General features: G+C 35.0%; 19 protein-coding genes and 1 tRNA gene. 13 read left to right on the top strand and 7 right to left on the bottom strand.

The genetic code is table 11. The annotated features are described in order from the left end of the window. Window positions 1-71 precede the first annotated feature (71 nt). Window positions 72-935, bottom strand: a complete 864-nt coding sequence (locus ACW9W4_RS00585; protein ID WP_457760608.1) for a PEFG-CTERM sorting domain-containing protein — start codon at window positions 933-935, stop codon at window positions 72-74. Window positions 936-1,043: 108 nt separating this feature from the next. Continuing rightward, window positions 1,044-1,871, bottom strand: a complete 828-nt coding sequence (locus tag ACW9W4_RS00580) for a PEFG-CTERM sorting domain-containing protein (RefSeq protein WP_457760607.1) — start codon at window positions 1,869-1,871, stop codon at window positions 1,044-1,046. A gap of 179 nt (window positions 1,872-2,050) precedes the next feature. Between ACW9W4_RS00580 and ACW9W4_RS00575 the strand changes: the two genes are divergently transcribed. From ACW9W4_RS00575 to ACW9W4_RS00530, 10 genes are all read left to right on the top strand, one after another. Beyond that, complete coding sequence (locus tag ACW9W4_RS00575; protein ID WP_179363066.1) at window positions 2,051-2,302, top strand: DNA-directed RNA polymerase subunit H; 252 nt, start codon at window positions 2,051-2,053, stop codon at window positions 2,300-2,302. Next, window positions 2,303-5,650, top strand: a complete 3,348-nt coding sequence (locus ACW9W4_RS00570; protein WP_457760606.1) for a DNA-directed RNA polymerase subunit B — start codon at window positions 2,303-2,305, stop codon at window positions 5,648-5,650. 1 nt (window position 5,651) lies between these two features. Continuing rightward, window positions 5,652-9,455 carry a DNA-directed RNA polymerase subunit A' gene (locus ACW9W4_RS00565; RefSeq protein ID WP_457760605.1) on the top strand — a complete coding sequence of 1,268 codons (3,804 nt, stop codon included), beginning with the start codon at window positions 5,652-5,654 and terminating at the stop codon, window positions 9,453-9,455. A 5-nt stretch (window positions 9,456-9,460) separates the two neighbouring features. Beyond that, window positions 9,461-9,691: an LSM domain-containing protein gene (locus ACW9W4_RS00560; protein WP_457760604.1), complete on the top strand. Its 231-nt coding sequence runs from the start codon at window positions 9,461-9,463 to the stop codon at window positions 9,689-9,691. Window positions 9,692-9,737: 46 nt separating this feature from the next. Further along, the gene (locus ACW9W4_RS00555; RefSeq protein WP_457760603.1) at window positions 9,738-10,916 is read left to right on the top strand and encodes a hypothetical protein; all 1,179 of its coding nucleotides are present in this window, start codon (window positions 9,738-9,740) and stop codon (window positions 10,914-10,916) included. An 81-nt stretch (window positions 10,917-10,997) separates the two neighbouring features. After that, window positions 10,998-12,560, top strand: coding sequence for a tetratricopeptide repeat protein (locus tag ACW9W4_RS00550; protein ID WP_457760602.1), 1,563 nt, complete (start codon window positions 10,998-11,000; stop codon window positions 12,558-12,560). Between the two features lie 74 nt (window positions 12,561-12,634). Beyond that, window positions 12,635-12,964, top strand: a complete 330-nt coding sequence (locus ACW9W4_RS00545) for a ribosomal L7Ae/L30e/S12e/Gadd45 family protein (protein ID WP_457760601.1) — start codon at window positions 12,635-12,637, stop codon at window positions 12,962-12,964. A gap of 58 nt (window positions 12,965-13,022) precedes the next feature. Continuing rightward, on the top strand, window positions 13,023-13,487 hold the full coding sequence (locus ACW9W4_RS00540; protein WP_179363073.1) for a NusA-like transcription termination signal-binding factor: 465 nt from the start codon (window positions 13,023-13,025) through the stop codon (window positions 13,485-13,487). Window positions 13,488-13,490: 3 nt separating this feature from the next. Continuing rightward, window positions 13,491-13,928 carry a 30S ribosomal protein S12 gene (locus ACW9W4_RS00535; RefSeq protein ID WP_457760600.1) on the top strand — a complete coding sequence of 146 codons (438 nt, stop codon included), beginning with the start codon at window positions 13,491-13,493 and terminating at the stop codon, window positions 13,926-13,928. Between the two features lie 2 nt (window positions 13,929-13,930). Beyond that, window positions 13,931-14,530: a 30S ribosomal protein S7 gene (locus ACW9W4_RS00530; protein ID WP_179363074.1), complete on the top strand. Its 600-nt coding sequence runs from the start codon at window positions 13,931-13,933 to the stop codon at window positions 14,528-14,530. A gap of 24 nt (window positions 14,531-14,554) precedes the next feature. Here ACW9W4_RS00530 and ACW9W4_RS00525 read toward each other — a convergent pair. Next, a tRNA-Gln gene (locus ACW9W4_RS00525) sits at window positions 14,555-14,642 on the bottom strand. Window positions 14,643-14,687: 45 nt separating this feature from the next. Continuing rightward, window positions 14,688-15,005: a hypothetical protein gene (locus ACW9W4_RS00520; RefSeq protein WP_457760599.1), complete on the bottom strand. Its 318-nt coding sequence runs from the start codon at window positions 15,003-15,005 to the stop codon at window positions 14,688-14,690. A gap of 36 nt (window positions 15,006-15,041) precedes the next feature. Between ACW9W4_RS00520 and ACW9W4_RS00515 the strand changes: the two genes are divergently transcribed. Continuing rightward, window positions 15,042-15,746 (top strand): YkgJ family cysteine cluster protein, encoded by a 705-nt coding sequence (locus ACW9W4_RS00515; protein WP_457760598.1) that lies wholly within the window; start codon window positions 15,042-15,044, stop codon window positions 15,744-15,746. On the opposite strand, the gene ACW9W4_RS00510 is transcribed toward ACW9W4_RS00515, so the two are convergent. Beyond that, window positions 15,743-16,756, bottom strand: coding sequence for an NAD(P)/FAD-dependent oxidoreductase (locus ACW9W4_RS00510; protein WP_457760597.1), 1,014 nt, complete (start codon window positions 16,754-16,756; stop codon window positions 15,743-15,745). The genes ACW9W4_RS00515 and ACW9W4_RS00510 overlap by 4 nt on opposite strands. Before the next feature lie 297 nt (window positions 16,757-17,053). On the opposite strand from ACW9W4_RS00510, the gene ACW9W4_RS00505 reads away from it, so the two are divergent. Both ACW9W4_RS00505 and ACW9W4_RS00500 read left to right on the top strand, forming a co-directional pair. Continuing rightward, the gene (locus ACW9W4_RS00505) at window positions 17,054-17,656 is read left to right on the top strand and encodes a nitroreductase family protein (protein WP_457760596.1); all 603 of its coding nucleotides are present in this window, start codon (window positions 17,054-17,056) and stop codon (window positions 17,654-17,656) included. A 59-nt stretch (window positions 17,657-17,715) separates the two neighbouring features. After that, the gene (locus ACW9W4_RS00500) at window positions 17,716-17,928 is read left to right on the top strand and encodes a hypothetical protein (RefSeq protein WP_457760595.1); all 213 of its coding nucleotides are present in this window, start codon (window positions 17,716-17,718) and stop codon (window positions 17,926-17,928) included. Window positions 17,929-17,942: 14 nt separating this feature from the next. Here the strand turns inward: ACW9W4_RS00500 and ACW9W4_RS00495 are convergent, their stop codons facing one another. Continuing rightward, entirely contained in the window at window positions 17,943-18,092 is a 150-nt protein-coding gene (locus ACW9W4_RS00495) for a hypothetical protein (RefSeq protein WP_457760594.1), read from the bottom strand. Between the two features lie 224 nt (window positions 18,093-18,316). Further along, a complete protein-coding gene (locus ACW9W4_RS00490) occupies window positions 18,317-18,484 on the bottom strand; it encodes a hypothetical protein (protein ID WP_457760593.1) in 168 nt (55 codons plus the stop codon). Between the last annotated feature and the right edge of the window lie 422 nt (window positions 18,485-18,906).

The following is an 18,906-nucleotide window of genomic DNA, read 5'->3' as shown; positions in this document are numbered from 1 at the left end:
TTGTTCATCTTATTGCGATTTACACCCGTCTCTATTTATGTATACTTAAAAATAGAAAAAAAGTTGTGAACTTAGTATCTTGGAACAATGCTGAGTCTTGATTTTGCAGAAACTGCAATTATTGAGATAATTGCTACTGCTAGAATCATTGCTGCTATTGTACCAAATTCTGGGACTACAACTCCATCCATGATATCCACTTGTGCTGAAGCAGAATATTTTGGATCATCGAATTGTTTTACCATTACAGTGTAAAGTCCATCTTGTTTCCATAGTGGTCCTCCTACTGTAACCTTAGTAGCAAATTCCCCATTGAGCATTGGTGTTATTTGAGCTACTTTTACCACATTTCCATTTGGTGCAATTACTTTCAGAGTGATATCTTGACTAACTCTGTCTGTTTTTCCAGTAACTTCAAACATTGTAGAACCATTTTCGACAATTATTGCATCAAGCATAATTCCTGCATCTTTTGAAACATTTGTTGTATTTGGTGAGAAAATTCCTGTCTCTAAATTGGATTGAGTTTCAGAAGTTCTTTGAGTCATACCGTCTTTTACTTCAACAAACACATTCAAAGTATACAATGAATTTGCTCCTGCACCTTGCATTGCTTTAATCTTGTAAAATCCATTCTCAGTCCATGTTGGTCCGACTTTGAATGTTTTTGCAAAAATTCCTTCAGCGTCTGGAGATACTTGGTCAATTGCGACCACATTGCTTCCGCTTGGAGATGTTACAGTAAATGTAACGTCATTAAGCTTTGAAACTGTTTTACCTGTTAGAGTAATTGTATCTGAGCCTTTATCGGCTGTAGCTGTAATGGACATTCCAAGAGTTTGAGCAAAAGCATCTTGCTGAATAGAGGTCATTGAAACTAATGACAGTGCCAGAAGGGCTATTGCCATTGATGTTGTAGAACGTTTTACATTCATCTTATTTTCATCCAGCATTATTGCTATTTATGTATATTTAAAAATAGAATTTTATCATCTAATCGGCACCGATCAGATAAATTCCTAAAAATAGAAAAAAGATGAGATTTAGTATCTTGGTATAATACTAAGTCTTGATTTTGCAGAAACTGCAATTATTGAGATAATTGCTACTGCTAGAATCATAGCTGCTATTGTACCAAATTCTGGGACTACAAATGTACCGATTATTTCGATCTCTTCTGCTCCAACTGGGAATGCTATTGTAAGTATTCTATTTGTTGATGATGTTGTTTCATCAAAGTCTACTTCTTCTCCATCAATTAAGACGAAAAAGTCATCATCTTCACCACCCATTGTTGCATCTAATATCGATCTAGGAATTGTAAGAGTCAATGAACCATCGCTTGTAGCTGAAATAGAAACTATGAGTGAATTTGCATCCACATCAGGTAAAATACTTAGTAGTTTTCCACCTGTAATTTCATATCCTATTAAATCACTTGAACCTTCAATTGATACTGTTTTGTCAGTAACGTTGGAAGGGGTTTTTGGTGGAATTGTAGATCCACTAAATTCAAATGATGCTGTTGCTGTTCGATTCTCTGTTCCATATTGAACTGTAACTGTGTATGTACCAGTTGCTTTCATCAATGAGCCACCTGCAGTAACTTCAGTACTGAATGTTTTATCAGGACTAACTGTTACTTGTGCTATTGATACCAAGTTCCCATTAGGAGCTTTAACTATTACACTCACTGGAACGCCATACAGATCTTTTACTGTTCCTGTTACTAGAATTGTATCACCTTCTGAATATGATGACATATCTGTAGTAACAGTAATCGAGCTTTGTATTTGTCCAAATGCTGGTGCTACACCAATACTTGCAATCAAGATTGCAGATATGGCAAACACCGATAGATGAGCTTTCATCAATTTTACGCCCAGATTTGGACTATTTAAGGTTGTGATAAAATTTATTGACAAAATAGAAAAAAGACAGTTTACGGTCTAGTTTCAAATTACATATATATTAACCCGAGCGTGAATTTTTGACAGTTTGTGTGTTTTGATTACTGTTACATTTAATGTTCGATTTGGAGGTATTCTAAATGGCAGCTAAGAAAAATCAAGTACTAGTACCTGATCATGTTTATGTTCCAAAACATGAGATCATTACAAAACAAGAAGCTGAAGAAGTTTTAAAAAAATACAATTGTAAACCAACTGAATTACCATTAATCTTTGTAAACGATCCTGCAATTTTGGGACTTGGTGTAAAACCAGGGGACATGATAAAAATTACAAGAAAAAGTCCAACTGCAGGTGAAAGTCTCTATTATCGATATGTGGTGGAAATCTAAATGGCAGATCCTTCAACTAAAAGATGGCCAGTAATTCAAGACATCTTAAAACGTGAAGGTATTGCACGTCAACATCTAAACTCATTTGATGAATTTTTAGAACGAGGACTTCAAAGTATCATAAATGAAGTTGGACAAATTGATATTGAAAATGCAGAGTACCCTTACAAAATTCAATTAGGAAAAGTAAAACTTCAACAACCAAGAATGATGGAACTTGATGGTTCAATCACTCACATTACTCCAGCTGAAGCAAGATTGAGAAATGTTTCTTATTCTGCACCCGTCATGATGGAGGCAAGTGTTGTAGAAGATGGAAAAATATTAGAATCTAGATTTGTTCATATTGGAGACGTACCAGTAATGGCAAAATCAAATGCATGCATTTTACATAATTTCTCTTCTCAAAAATTAATTGAACATGGCGAAGATCCACAAGATCCGGGTGGTTACTTTATCATCAATGGTTCAGAACGTGTAATTGTTGGATTAGAGGATCTTTCCTATAACAAAATAATTGTTGATAGAGAAACTGTTGGTGGCAATATTGTTTTCAAAGCTAAAGTATATTCCTCAATTGTTGGTTATCGTGCAAAACTAGAACTTGTCATGAAAAATGATGGTTTGATTGTAGCCCGAATTCCTGGTTCTCCTGTTGATATTCCAGTTGTCACATTAATGCGAGCACTTGGATTAGAATCTGATAGAGAAATTGCATCTGTAGTTTCACTAGTTGATGATATTCAAGATGAATTAGAAGGCTCTTTTGAAAAGGCAGGAGATGTTCCAACATCAAAAGATGCCATTGTCTATATTAGTAAAAGAATTGCACCTGGAATGTTAGAGGAATTCCAGATTAAACGTGCTGAAACATTACTTGATTGGGGACTCTTACCACACTTGGGTAAACATCCAGAAAACAGAAAAGAAAAAGCTCAGTTCTTAGGTGAAGCAGCTTGTAAATTATTAGAATTAAAACTTGGTTGGATTACTCCTGATGATAAAGATCATTATGGAAATAAAGTAATCAAGTTTGCAGGACAAATGTTAGCAGATCTATTCAGAACTGCATTTAGAAATTTGGTTAGAGACATGAAATATCAACTTGAACGCTCTGGTCAAAAACGTGGAATTAATGCAGTTGCTGCAGCAATACGTCCGGGAATTATTACTGACAAATTAAACAATGCAATTGCAACTGGAAACTGGGGACGAGGTCGTGTTGGTGTTACTCAATTACTTGATAGAACAAATTATCTTTCAACAATCAGTCATCTTAGAAGAATTCAATCACCCCTAAGTAGAACTCAACCAAACTTCGAAGCAAGAGATTTGCATGCAACTCACTTTGGAAGAATCTGTCCTAGTGAAACTCCTGAAGGATCAAACTGTGGTTTGGTTAAAAACTTGGCATTATCTGGAATCATTTCAGTAAACGTACCAAATGAGGAAATTATAGAAAAACTCTATGATTTAGGTACAGTTCATTTCTTTGATGCAAAAGAAGATTTGAAGAAAGATGGAGCTAGAATATTCGTAGATGGTAAATTAATTGGATATTACAAAGATGGTGGAGAACTAGCCGAATCACTTAGAGAACTAAGAAGAAACTCAAAGATTCATCCACACGTTGGAGTATCATTCCACAAATCTGAAATTGAAGGATCAACAAAAAGACTGTATGTAAATTGCAATGCCGGTCGAGTTCTTCGTCCATTAATTATTATCAAAGATAACAAACCACTACTAACTACAGAATTATTGGATAAAATTTCAAAGAAATTACTTTCTTGGACTGATCTTTTACGAATGGGTGTCTTGGAAATGATTGATGCAAATGAAGAAGAAAATTGCTATGTTACTTTAGATGAAAAGGATGCTAAGAAACATACTCACTTGGAAGTTTTCCCACCATCAATTCTAGGTGCAGGAGCTTCTATTATTCCATATCCTGAACATAACCAATCTCCAAGAAATACATACGAATCTGCAATGGCAAAACAGAGTTTAGGATTTTCAACACCTATGATGAATACCAGTACATACGTTAGACAACACTTTATGCTATATCCTCAAGTCCCAATTGTCAATACAAAAGCAATGAAACTTTTAGGATTAGAAGATAGACCAGCAGGACAAAATTGTGTTGTTGCAGTATTGCCATTTGACGGTTACAATATTGAAGACGCTATCGTATTGAGTCAATCATCAGTTGACAGAGGTCTTGGTAGAACTTTCTTCTTTAGAATTTATGATGCTGAAGCAAAACAATATCCTGGTGGAATGCGTGATAGCTTTGAAATTCCAAATGCTGAAGATAACATTAGAGGATACAAGGGAGAACGTGCATACAGATTACTTGAAGATGATGGTGTAGTTGCATCAGAATCTCCAGTTAAAGGTGGAGATATTTTGATTGGAAAAACTAGCCCACCAAGATTCATGGAAGAGTATAGAGAATTCGAATCTTCTGGTCCATACAGACGAGATACTTCAATTGGTGTAAGACCATCTGAAACTGGAGTAATTGACACTGTAGTTATGACTCAATCAAATGAAGGAGGAAAAATGTATAAAATTAGAGCAAGAGACATGAGAATTCCTGAAATTGGTGATAAATTTGCATCAAGACATGGACAAAAAGGTGTACTTGGAATTTTAGCTAAAGCAGAAGATTTGCCATATACTGCAAGTGGAATGTCTCCAGATGTTTTGATTAACCCACATGCATTCCCTTCAAGAATGACCGTTGGAATGATGATGGAATCTATTTGTGGTAAAGCAGCCGCATTACGTGGAAAAAGATTTGATGGTTCTGCATTTGTTGGCGAGAAAATGCCTGAAGTTAAAGAAGTAATGGATGCACATGGTTTTGAATATTCTGGTAAAGAAACAATGTATGATGGAAGAACTGGAAAAGCATTCCCAGTAGAGGTCTTTATTGGAGTTGTATATTATCAAAAATTACACCACATGGTTGCAGATAAAATCCATGCAAGAGCTCGTGGACAAGTTCAGATGTTAACTAAACAACCAACTGAAGGAAGAGCACGAGGTGGTGGATTGAGATTTGGTGAAATGGAGAGAGATTGTTTAATTGCTTATGGTGCTTCAATGATTCTTAAAGATAGATTGCTTGACGAGTCTGATAAATCTGATATCTTTGTATGTGAAAGATGTGGTCTAGTTGCTTATCATGATGTTAAACAAAGAAAATATGTTTGCAGAGTATGTGGAGATAAAGCAAAAGTATCTTCGGTATCTGTAGCATATGCATTCAAACTATTACTACAAGAAATGCAAAGTCTTAACGTTGCACCAAGATTGTTAATCAAGGAGAAAATCTAGAATGTCTGTTCAAGCAATTAAAGCAATTGATGGAATTCGATTTTCAGTTTGGTCTCCAACTGAAATTAGAAAATATTCAGTAGCTGAAATCACTGCTCCTGAAACATATGATGAAGATGGAATGCCAGTACAAGGAGGTCTAATGGATGGACGATTAGGAACACTTGAGCCTGGACAAAAATGTCTTACATGTGGAAATACTGCTGCAAGATGTCCTGGACACTTTGGACACATTGAACTTGCAGAACCAATTTTACACATTGCCTTTATTGATAATATCTACAAATTATTACAATCAACATGTCGTTCTTGTGCAAGACTCAAAGTACCTCAAGATGATCTAAATGCATTCCAGAAAATTAAAGATAAACATGCAGCATACACTGTAGTTTCACAAAAACGTATTCCGGAGCAAATTATTGAAAAAGCCAAGAAAGCAAAAGAGTGTCCTCATTGTGGAAAAACCCAATACGAGCTAGTATTTACAAAACCAACAATCTTTGTAGAAAAAACTGAAATTGGCGAACACAGATTATTACCAATTACAATTAGAGAAAGATTTACACAAATTCTTGATGAAGATTTAACATTACTGAATTATGATCCAATCACTGCAAGACCAGAATGGTTTATTCTTCAAGCGTTACCTGTTCCTCCAGTAACTGTTAGACCTTCAATTATTCTTGAAACTGGAATTCGTTCTGAAGATGACTTGACACACAAAATGGTTGATATCATCAGAGTTAATCAAAGACTAAAGGAGAGTAAAGAAGCAGGTACTCCTCCGTTAATTGTTCAAGATTTAGTTGACCTGTTACAATATCACTCTACAACATACTTTGATAATGAGGTCTCTGGAATTCCACAAGCTCATCATCGTTCTGGACGTCCACTCAAAACTTTAACTCAAAGACTAAAAGGAAAAGAGGGAAGATTTAGAGGATCATTATCTGGAAAGAGAGTTGACTTTTCTAGTAGAACTGTAATTTCACCAGATCCTAACTTGGATTTGTCTGAAGTTGGAGTTCCTGAACAAGTTGCAATGAAACTAACTATTCCTGAAATTGTCACTGAATGGAATATTGATAGAATGAGAAAATTAGTAATTAACGGACCTGAACAATTCCCTGGTGTAAACTATATTGTAAGACCAGACGGTGTAAAGATTAGATTAGATTTCGTAGAAGACCGCTCTACTATTGCTGAAACCCTTGAGATTGGATATTTGATTGAAAGACACCTTGCAGATGGTGATATTGTCATGTTTAACAGACAGCCATCACTCCACCAGATGTCAATTATGGCTCACTATGTGAGAGTACTTCCAGGTAAAACATTCAGATTACACCCATCTGTTTGTCCACCATACAACGCAGACTTTGATGGTGATGAGATGAACCTTCACGTACCTCAAAGTGAGGAAGCAAGAGCAGAAGCAATTCTTTTGATGAGAGTTCAAGATCAATTAATTTCACCAAGATATGGTGGTCCGATTATTGGTGCACTAAGAGACTTTGTAACTGGTGCATATCTTCTAACTAAAGACGATACTACATTATCAATTCAAGAATTTTCAAACTATGCAATGCTTGGTGGTTATGTTGGTGCACTTCCAAAACCTGGTACCAAAACAAAAGATGGTCCTGCATATACTGGTAAACAACTATTCTCATTATTCCTTCCAAAAGACTTCAACTATGTTCTTACATCAAAATGGTCAAAGGGAACAAAAGGTCCAGAAAAAGATGTCGTAATTAAAAACGGTGAATTAATCAGCGGTGTAATTGACAAAACATCAATTGGTGCAGAAGAGCCTGAAAGTGTCTTACACAGAATTACAAAAGACTATGGAAATGCAGCAGGTAAGACTTTCTTAAACTCTATTCTAATTATGGTAAAACAATTCATCACACACTATGGATTCAGTTATGGTTATGGTGATCTTGAAGTGCCAGAAAAGAATGTGCAACAAATTCTAGATGAAATCAAAGAAACCTATGATACTGTAGCTGACCTAACTGATCAATATGAAAAAGGAACTCTAAAACTAACAAGAGGTATGAAGGCAGAAGAAGCCTTAGAGGCATATATCGTCAATGAGTTAGGTAAAGCAAGAGAGAAAGCAGGAGCTACTGCAAATGACTCTTTAGATGATAGTAACGCTGGAAAAATCATGGCCACAACTGGTGCCAGAGGTTCAGCACTTAACGTAGGTCAGATGGCAGGTGCATTAGGCCAACAATCAAGAAGAGGAAACAGAATGAGTTTTGGTTATAGTAATCGTGCATTAACACATTATTTAGAAAATGATAGTAATCCTGATGCACATGGATTTGTAAAATCAAATTACAGAACAGGTCTTACCGCTTTAGAATTCTTCTTCCACGCAATGGGTGGACGTGAAGGATTAGTAGATACTGCAGTTAGAACCCAACAAAGTGGTTACATGCAGCGTAGATTGATTAACGCTTTAGAACACATTAGATTAGAATATGATGGAACCGTAAGAGACCCACACGGCCACATTGTCCAATTCCTTTATGGTGAAGATGGAATTGATGTGCAGAAAAGTGATCATGGTGAGGCATTTAATGCAAGTAGATTGGCAGAATCTCAAACCATTATTGATTCTGGAAAGAAAGCAACCAAAGACGAAATTGATACATTGGCCAAAAAATACACAAAGACATTCAATCCAAGATTAACTCAACTTGTAACTGATGCTTTACAGAAATCTAACTTGAGTAAAGATGGTGTTGAAGCAGTATGTAAGAAAGGACTTTCACTATACAACAAAGCACAAGTTGAACCTGGTCAAGCAGTAGGAATTGTCACAGCACAATCCATTGGTGAACCTGGTACTCAGATGACTTTGAGAACATTCCACTTTGCAGGAATTAAAGAAAGAAACGTAACTTTGGGTCTTCCAAGATTAATTGAATTAGTTGATGCTAGAAAGAAACCAGTTACTCCAACTATGGATATCTATCTTGATAAGGAATCAAAGAACTCTCGAGAAAAAGCAATAGAAGTCGCACGAAATGTATTGCAAACTAACGTCAGTGCATTGATTGCTAATACTGAAACTGATTACTCTACAAATATCAAATTAATCATGAGTCCTAACAGACTAAAAGAAAGAGGATGTTCAATGGCTGAAGTAGAAGCAGCACTTTCATCTAACAAGAAATTCAAAATGGAAGTTACAGGTGAATTAATCACTTTGAATTTGGTTGATGAGGCAGATACTGCATCTGCAATTGCAATTAGAAATAAAGTTCTCAAAACTATTGTTAAAGGAGTTCCAGATGTTGAACGAGTTACACTTGTTCAAAAGAATGATGAATGGATTATTCAAACAACTGGTTCAAACATTGCCAAAGTACTTGCAGTAAAAGGAATTGACAAAAGAAATGTTAGGACAAATAATGTCTTTGAAATTGCAGGAACCTTGGGAATTGAGGCTGCTAGAAATTCATTAATCAATGAACTCAACCATACTTTGGGTGACCAAGGATTGGAAGTTGATAATAGATACATCATGTTGGTATCTGACTTGATGTGTTCTAGAGGTTACATGCAACAAATTGGTAGACATGGAATTGCAGGTACTAAAGATAGTGTTCTTGCAAGAGCTGCATTCGAAATTACAGTCCCAACAATTGCACATGCTGCATTACAAGGTGAAGTTGAACAACTCAAAGGTATTACTGAAAACGTTATTGTTGGAAGTAACATTCCAATTGGAAGTGGTACTGTTGACTTGTACATGCAAGTAAGTAAGAAAAACAAGAAAACTGAGTAATAATTATGGCTGATGAAATTTCTACATTAATGAGTAACAGTAAAGGTAAAGTCGTTTTACTTCGATTGAGAAACACTCAAACTATTCAGGGGCTTTTACAAGACTTTGATATTCACATGAATCTCACATTAGAAGATGCTGAAGATGTTACAGAAGAAAAACATGTAAAACTTGGAAAAATCTTACTCCGAGGAGATAATATCTTGGCAGTTTCATTGCCTGAAGAAGACAATTAGAAAATTATTCATCAAACAATAAATTCAATAATTACAAATTTTTATCATGTTTGAATTTCTTTTACTGACACTGTTTTTGTTTCCTGCATTTGGAGAATCTACCCCTGATTACAATAATCCATATTCTCCAATTTTTACTGACAAGCCTGTTTATTCATGGACTGATAAAATAAAAATAACAATTATCTCTCCTAGCTGGAATTCTGATAGATATTTGATTGACTCAATTGGTGGCACTGATGATCATTCAATTAAAATTACAACTTCTGAGAATTCACTTGAACCATATCGATTCACTGAAACAGATGTGAACTCTGGAATTTTTACTGCAGAAGTAATTCTTACTGGCTTTGCTCATGACGCTGATGGTGATGGAAATTTTGACACAACTCCGAGAACATCTGGGAATGGTCCTACTAGTGGATTTTTAGAAGTTGATAGGGATTCGGCAATTACTATTTCTTTTGAATTTGCAGATGGGGTAGTACTAGTTGAATCCGTTCCTGTAAGGTGGAATATTGGCACAATTAATTTCGTGCAGGATGTTTTCTTTCTAAAAGATACTGTAGTGGTTAGGGTAGTTGATTTAGATATGAATCTGAATCCTGAGGCCTTGGATAATTTACCAATTCAGATATTTTCAGACTCTGATGTTGCAGGTATTACAGTAAATGCTGTTGAAACATCTGAGAGTTCTGGAATGTTTGTGGCAACAATTCCGCTATCTCAAAACTCACCTTCGAGTGGAAACAGGCTTTATGCTGTAGCAGGAGATGAAATATTTGCAAAATACGATGACCATACCTTACCAAAACCCTATTCAATAAATGACAATTTGGAGATCAAAACTATTGCAAAAGTTGATTCCTCTATTCCATCAATTGAAAGAATCCAAAATTCTGCCATCACTTTTTCTGATGGACTAGGAAACCCAATCCAATCCTTTACTGAAAATTCCCAATTACAAATAGTTGGAACCATTTCAAATGATCATGATTTGAAACAAAAATTTGTGTATTTTTTTCAGATAAAAAATGACAAAAACTTTGTAGAGTCTTTGTCATGGATTCAAGGTGAAATTTCATCTCAGCAAATACTAGATGTTTCTCAATCTTGGATTCCAAATGAATCTGGTACATATGAAATTGAAACATTTGTTTGGAATTCAATTAGTGAATCCACTGCTCTTTCTCCAACAATGTCTACTTTGATAACTGTAAAATGAAAAGTAGAATTTCTACGTGAGTGTTAAATAGAAAAATACGTTTTTTTTGTTGTGTTAGGATATGTTTTAGGAATAACCTTAGTGTTAGCCATATTTTCTCCTGTGGTTATCCTTGATGTATTTGCAGATTCAATTATTGTAGACTTTGATAAACCACTTTACGAACTAGGTGATTCTCTAACTATATCTGGTGAAATTTTAGAAGTTGGAATGCCAGTAATTGCCATGAGCATTTATGATCCTGATGGGAAGGTCTTATCTGCAAATAATTTAGAAATATCTCCTGCGAATACCTTTTCTAAAACAATTAGCCTTGATTCTCCTTTTTATGACAAATCTGGTGAATATTTGGTAAAATTAGATTATGGCCAACTTTCTGAGAATCATTATTTTCTAATGGATGGGGAATTGTCTATTCCTGAAATTATCCTAGAAGAAGAACCTGAAATTATTCTACTATACACAGAAAAAAATCAATACACTGACAACGAAATTATTGAAATTGTTGGTCTTGTATCATCCATTGATTCTCCAACTGCACTAATTGGAATCTATGATCCATTTGGAATGCCTGCTGGATTTTATTTTGGTTCCATTGATTCGAATATGGAATTTAGTACAAGCTTTCTTGCAAAGGATGGGGTAAATTTCAGAGTTGATGGAACATACTCTGTCAAAGCACATTATGCCAATTCTGAAGTAACATCTTATTTTGATTACTATGGTGTACTGCCAGAAACTGAAGAAACTTTTTCTGATAATCAAATAGATGACACAACACCTGAAACTGATTCTACTACTGACACTACAATTGAAACTGATACAACAATTGACACTACAGATGACACAACACCCGAAACTGATTCAACAGAAGAAAACAATTCTTATGAACAACCATCTATCCCTATAGTTAACCCTGCACCAACTCCGAAACCTGAAAAAAATAATAAAGAAATTACAAATACTGTTTTAGAAAGTAAACCGATTAAAAAAACAAATGATAAACCAAATAAAGAAACAAAAATTCACAAAGAAAATAATCTTACAGTAGAAGATATTGAATTAGGAAAATTACTTAATGAAATTAAATTAGAATGTGATTCTAGCACTTACGATGACACAATTTCATACTATGATGGAATGGGACCTGCATTGTATCGATTATGTAATTTTGATAGTTCATTGGATTTTTTCAATGAATCTTTAATCAACAACCCAAATGACGTTGAAATCATTGTCAATAAGGGCTCAACCTTGGGTAAATTAGGCTATTATTCTGAGGCTTTGATATTTTACGATCATGCCATTAAACTCGACCCTAGTTTTCTCCCTGCAAAAAACAATAAGGCAAATGCTCTTGCTAATATGGGAAATTTAGATGATGCAATTCTTTTGTATATTGAAGTTTTAAAACAGAATCCAAATTATTATACAGCTCAGAAAAATCTCCAAATTGCTTTAGCTGCAAATATAGTTTCATCTGAAACTGTTGATAGTTTCCATGATGAAAATAATTCTGATGAAAATTCATCATCCAACACTATCTTGATGAGCGAGTCTGAAAAGCAAACATCACCTAATTTCTTTGATGAAATGGGTATTGCATTTTCTACTTTGGGGTCTCTCTTTGGTTTTCTAAACTAATTCTCTTATACCCTACGCTTAATTTTTCAATAAACCTATAAAGCCCTGTCAAGACGATCGTCATAAGGTAAAACATGAGTAAGATACTTGAGAAATCATTACGGGATGCTCGTAAAGAAGATAAATTAACAATGGGCACAAAGCAAGTTTTAAGCTCTATAAAAAATTCGAAACTTATTGTGTTGTCTCAATCAATAAAAAAAGAAATGGTTGAGCAAATTGAATTAGATGCAAAAAAAGAAAAAATACCTTTGGTCAACTTTCAAGGAACATCAGTCGCATTAGGTAGACTATGTGGCTTACAATTTAGAATCTCGACAATTTCATTTACTTCAATAGACGATGCAAGCATCAAATCAATTTTAAAAGACACACAAGTTGAGGAAAAAAATGAATCATTGTAATTTCTTTAACCTAAGTTTAAATGAGACTTTTTGGGTTCGGAGATAAAAAGGAATTCTTATGGCACAATCAATTAAACTCACAACTGATCAAATGCGATTGATGTCGCTTTTCCAAAATGTAACTGGTGCAACAGCACGTGATTGTATAGAAGATGAAAAACAAGACAGAGTAATTTTTGTAGTTAACACTGGAAAAATGGGACTGGCAATTGGTAAAGGCGGTATTCATATCAAATCATTACAAAATATTGTTAAGAGAAATGTTGAATTGGTCGAATTTGATGAAGATCCGGCTAAATTCTTGTCTAGTTTGCTTAATTCTAAACTAGTTTCTGAAGTAAAAATAAATAAACGAGCCGATGGAACAAAACAGGCAATAGTTATGGTAGATCCAAGAAAGAAAGGAATTGTAGTTGGAAGAGACGGTAGAAATGCTGAAAAGGCAAGACTACTTGCAAAACGATATTTTGATATTAGCAGTGTATTGATTAATAGTCCTGAACGGGCAACTTTGGAGATGTAGAAGATGAGAAAATCACCACTTGGATTATTTGCTGGCAGAGTTCTTACATCTAAAAAGAAGAAACAACGATGGGCAATTTCCACTTACAAAAGAAGAAAATTAGGTATTGATAAAAAGGCTGATCCTCTTGGAGGCGCACCACAAGGACGTGGTATTGTTTTAGAGAAAGTAGGTATTGCTGCAAAACAGCCAAACTCTGCTATTAGAAAATGTGTTAGAGTTCAATTAATTAGAAATGGTAAATCTGTAACTGCATTTTTGCCAAGAGACGGTGCAATGAACTTCATTGATGAACACGATGAGGTTACAATTGAAGGAATGGGTGCAACACAAGGTGGTGCAATGGGAGATATTCCTGGAGTTAGATTCAAAGTTTCTAAAGTTAACGGTACATCATTACATGAATTAGTAATTGGAAAGAAGGAGAAACCAAGGAGATAGAAATGGCACAAACTAAAAATTTACTATTATTTAGAAAATGGGATTTATCTGATATTGAGATTAAAGATCCTGGATTAAAGACTGCTATCTCTTTGAGAAAACAAATTCTTCCTTACACTTATGGCCGTTCTGCACTAAAGCGATTCAATAAAGCAGATGTTAACATTGTTGAAAGATTAATCAACAAATCTATGCACTTTGGAAAGAAATATGCAAAGAACACTGGTAGAATGACTGGTAAAAAAACAAAACTTCTCAATACTGTAAAAGTAGCTTTTGATATTATTGCATTAAAAACCGGACAAAATCCTGTAGAAGTTCTAGTTAGAGCAATAGAATATTCTGCTCCAACTGAAGATACTACAAGAATTGTTTACGGTGGTACTACATACCACGTATCAGTTGATGTTGCTCCAATCAGACGAGTTGATTTGGCTTTGAAGTTTATCGCAGATGCTGTAAAAGAGGCAACTTTCTCAAATCCAAAACCAATTGAGGAACATATGGCAGAACAACTAATGCTTGCAGCAGCAAATGATTCCAATGCTCCTTCTGTAAAGAAGAGACATGAGTTGGAACGTATCGCCCAAGCATCAAGATAGTATCTTTATTTTAGAATTTTTAGGTAGCCCGAGGCAGATTCGAACTGCCGTCCCCGCCTATCCACTCTTGAGATCCAGAGGGCAGAATCCTTGACCACTAGACTATCGGGCTACTAGAAGAAATTTTGATGTTTTAGAATATATTCATTTGTTGTAATTATTTTAGTCTGACTTCATGAATTGCAGTTGCGTAATTGCAATCTGCTCTTAGTCGCATGTATGGAATTAATCTGTAATGAATGGAGTAGAGTTTCCCTTCTTTTCTGATAATTCCTTTTTGCATTAGTGATACTAGACCCCTTGATGGAATGTTAATTGAAATATTTTTTTCAATACATACTTTCTCTCGTTTTTCTTGAAATTGTTTTAATGAAAATGCTACATCATTGATTTGTAAAATTAAGGGCCAAATTATTTCACTCCATGCCAATCTTCTATTTTCTGTGGCTGAGGCATATTTTCCTTTTTCACTCAAACATTAATAACATCTGCAAAAGATGTTATAACTTGATTGTCTCAAAAGGAAATTGAAGAGTCACTTGACTTACTAGAAAAAGATTGGGATGTTGATCCAGTTATTAGAAAATTTGTGTTAGGTAAAATTACAGATGTATCAGACTATGCCATTAAAGTAAAAGATGTAGTGTTTCATGTCCCATATTTGAATTCAGAAAAAAAATACATCTTGTGGAAATGTTTCTGGCCTGATTGTCACAACTGCTGTGATAGACAGGGAAGACTACCGCTAACCTCTGATGATTTAATCACCATTGGAAAGGGTTTGAAATACAAAAGCACTTCAGAATTTATCAAAAAAGAGACTCTTACTGTTACGTATCAGGAACCAGGTCCAGCTGGCCAAATGACCACAATGACTACAATTAATCTGAAAAGAAAAACTGATGAGACTGCAGAAGAGGATGGAACTCATATCTCATGTAGATTCTTGGATGATAAAGGAGGGTGCAGCATGCATCCCGACAGACCAGGAGTCTGCTATCTGTATCCATTTGCAAGCTGGCTTGAAAACGAGAAAGGTAAGGCACGAGTTCATGCAACGTACCAATTTACCGGTGATTGTCCTGGATTTTACTTGGCTGAAAATCTAGACCAAATGAAAGACGAACTCAAAGCATACTCTACTACAATCTATGACTATAACATGGCATCAAATAGAACAAATCGGGAAGGGTTTGGTTCTGTAAGTTTTAGTTAAGCTTTTGCAACTTTCATCAAATCTGCAATCTTGATATTCATTCCAAATCTGTCTTCGTTCTTTTTCATGTAAAGGAATATTGAAATAAAATCTGGCAGCGCTTTGAGGAAACTAAAGTTCTTCTGAATCTTTGCATGCACAAAATTAAACACTTTAGCGTACACCTTGAAATGTTTCTCTACTGCTTTCTCATATGCTTTAAAATCATTCATGTTCTCTAAAAATATATCAACACATTGCATTGATGGAATAATTCCCTCACCTAACAATGCGTACACTGTTCCAATTGATTCCCCAACTCCAACTACTTTACCTGAATAGTATGGCTTGCATCTATCTGGTGTTGCAAGTCTGATTGGACGGCCCTTTGTTTGGAGAACCTTACCACCGTGCTTTTTTAGAAAATCATCAGTTGCCTTCATGTGTTGTTTATTGTAATCACCTGCTCCAATGTGTGCCCATCTCTCCCCTAGTGGGAAATACCAAAAGTAACCTGACATTCCAGGAAATGGTTCAATGTAAAAGTCATCATATGGGACCTTGTCCGGATATTCTACTTTGTATTCATATGTTGGTAAGAAGAAATCTTGTTTTAATTTTGGCAAGTAAACCCTGTGGAATCCTGTACAGTCAACTATCATGTCGTACTCTTTTTCCAACTCTTCAACACTTGGTGGTGGACCGTAGATAATTTTAGAATCTTTAATGAAATCTTTGATTAGTGCTAGTTTGTTATACGTGCATAGACCTTTGAGGCCGATATCGAACTTGACATCGTCATTCATTTTGACATGCATTTTTTTGCCATCATGGATTAGAAAATCATCAAAATTCCTACCTGTTTTTTTGCAAAATTCTGATAAAGTTGGTTTTATCGTACCCCATGCGCAAATGGAATCATGTTTTTCTTCAACCATTCTTTCATATCCGACAACTTCGTGGTTAGAGTCCTTTAGTCTGGCCATAAGATAAGAGCCTGCTACACCCATTCCCATTACTGCTATCTTCAAGATGATTTCAATGAACTAGAGGTGTAATAAATAGACTATCGGAATTTGTTTTGATTCAAACCCCAATAGTATCAAAAGATAGTGCGGGTTAAATAAGAAATTCTCATAATACATTCAGAAAAGGTGAGTCGCTCGTCTGAGTACAATCGTTTCAGACCTTAAGACAAGTCGCTGTCATCAGAGACACTAGTTTCTGATCTTAAGTGGTGAGCTGTCATCAGTATCTTTTGGATACTGATCTTAAGCTCAATTACCTTTTCATTTCAATTAAATTTGGGAAAAATTTCTATTTATTCTATGGACACTTTTGATGCGATAAAGACTCGCCGAGCTATAAAGAAATTTGATAGTTCACACAAAATGTCTCTTGATGATGTCAAACTATTACAAGAGTTGACAATACTATCTCCAACTAGTTACAATCAACAAAACTGGAGATTCGTCTACGTTACTGATCAATCAGTAAAGGAGAAAATATCAAAAGCTGCACGAGACCAAGCTCAGCCAAAAGATGGCTCCCTAGTGATTGTTCTTTGTGGAAATCTTGATGCATGGAAAGAAGAACCACTACGTTACTGGAAAAATAATACTCCAGAAAAACAAGAGATGGTAAAAAATGCACTAGCTCGAAAGTATAAAGATCATCCTGAGAATCGTCGTGATGAGGCAATGCGCTCTTGTGGATTTGCAGCACAGACCATTATGCTTGCAGCAAGACAGATGGGACTTGATTCTTGTCCTATGGTGGGCTTTGAGTATGATGAGTTGGCCGAGATTATTCAATTACCTGAAAACCACATGATAGTCATGATGGTAGTAGTTGGTAAACGTGCTGAGGATGCAGCACCACGTGGTGGTCAGTTACCTGTGAATGAAGTGTTCTTTGAGAACCACTTTTGAAATGATGTAATATTTTGAAATGATCATAATTTATTATCTATGATTACCTAGTACTTTTCATGGGTGTAGATGAGGCCATCAAAAAGCTAGAGGTATCTAACCAGGGATTAAAGGTAATTTTAGAGAATTTAGATGAGCAACTAGCTGATATTCGCGCTGACCCCAAACTTGAAGGACTAGTTGATGACTTGGAGAACTTGTTTTATGCGTATTTGAAAACCTGGATTAAGAGTAACACCGAAGTTATAGAACTTTTAAAGAAAGAGAAATAGAAATTTCCTCTAAGTTATTTTTCAGTATTTGCAGTTATCTTTTTTAATTCAGATAATATGAGAACTAGAATTTCCTTCTCTGTTAGTTTTAGCAGTTCTATTGTTTCTTCTTCTGTAAATCTAATGTCTTCATTTATTTTTTCATATGTTTTAAGATCAGTCATGTTTAATCTGAGAATATCGTTGATTAAAACTTTCATAAACTGTGACTATTTCAAAAATAAAACTAGCACTCCTATTGCTACCAATATGCCTACAAAAATTAACAATTTAGAGTTTTTTGAAAAACTCATCTAGTTGCAATCTTTGCAGTGGGGATCTCTACAAACAGGATTACTATTCCCATCCCTTGTTGGATATTTTGTATCTCTTCTTCTAAATGTTCTAGTCAAGTTTCAGTCTCCTTTCCACGTAGTGCAAGTAATGTTTTTACAAATGGGATTTTTTCTAGATTGATATTTTTTTGCGATTTTTGTTTTTCATTAAAAGTCGATAGTACTTCTTCAGTCAACTTGTCAAATTGTGATGCAAAGTATAATGCGTTAGAGTATACCATAATACAACTACGTGAAACTAATACAAGAATGCAGTCCTGTTAATTCTAAACATTTGTTTGGTTTTCCTATAGAAATGATCAGAAAAACAAAGAGTTGAAAATAAATTATAATGTCAAAAAATAATAGAAAAATCAAACAGATTTTCATATTTGCTGTAGAGTCCTTTTTATTTAATTATGACTAGTATGATCAAGGCAGTAATCCATCAAAGTACCATCGAGTGAAAGAGTCGATGGGGTTGATCAATGGATCAGTTCATGATTACTGCCCGTATTTTTTCCGGGACTGCAATTGCTAGTTATTCTTCTGCAAGTATTGCCTTTACTTCTTTTTTATGGGTGATGCAGTAGGGTGGGGAGTTTTTACAATCTGGACAGTTTAGATATTTTCTAAAATCGAGCATGATGAAAGTTTGGTTTTT

Source organism: Candidatus Nitrosopumilus sp. bin_7KS, from assembly GCF_054095835.1.
The sequence above is the reverse complement of the archived record's forward strand: the minus strand, read 5'-3'. Positions and strand labels throughout refer to the sequence as shown.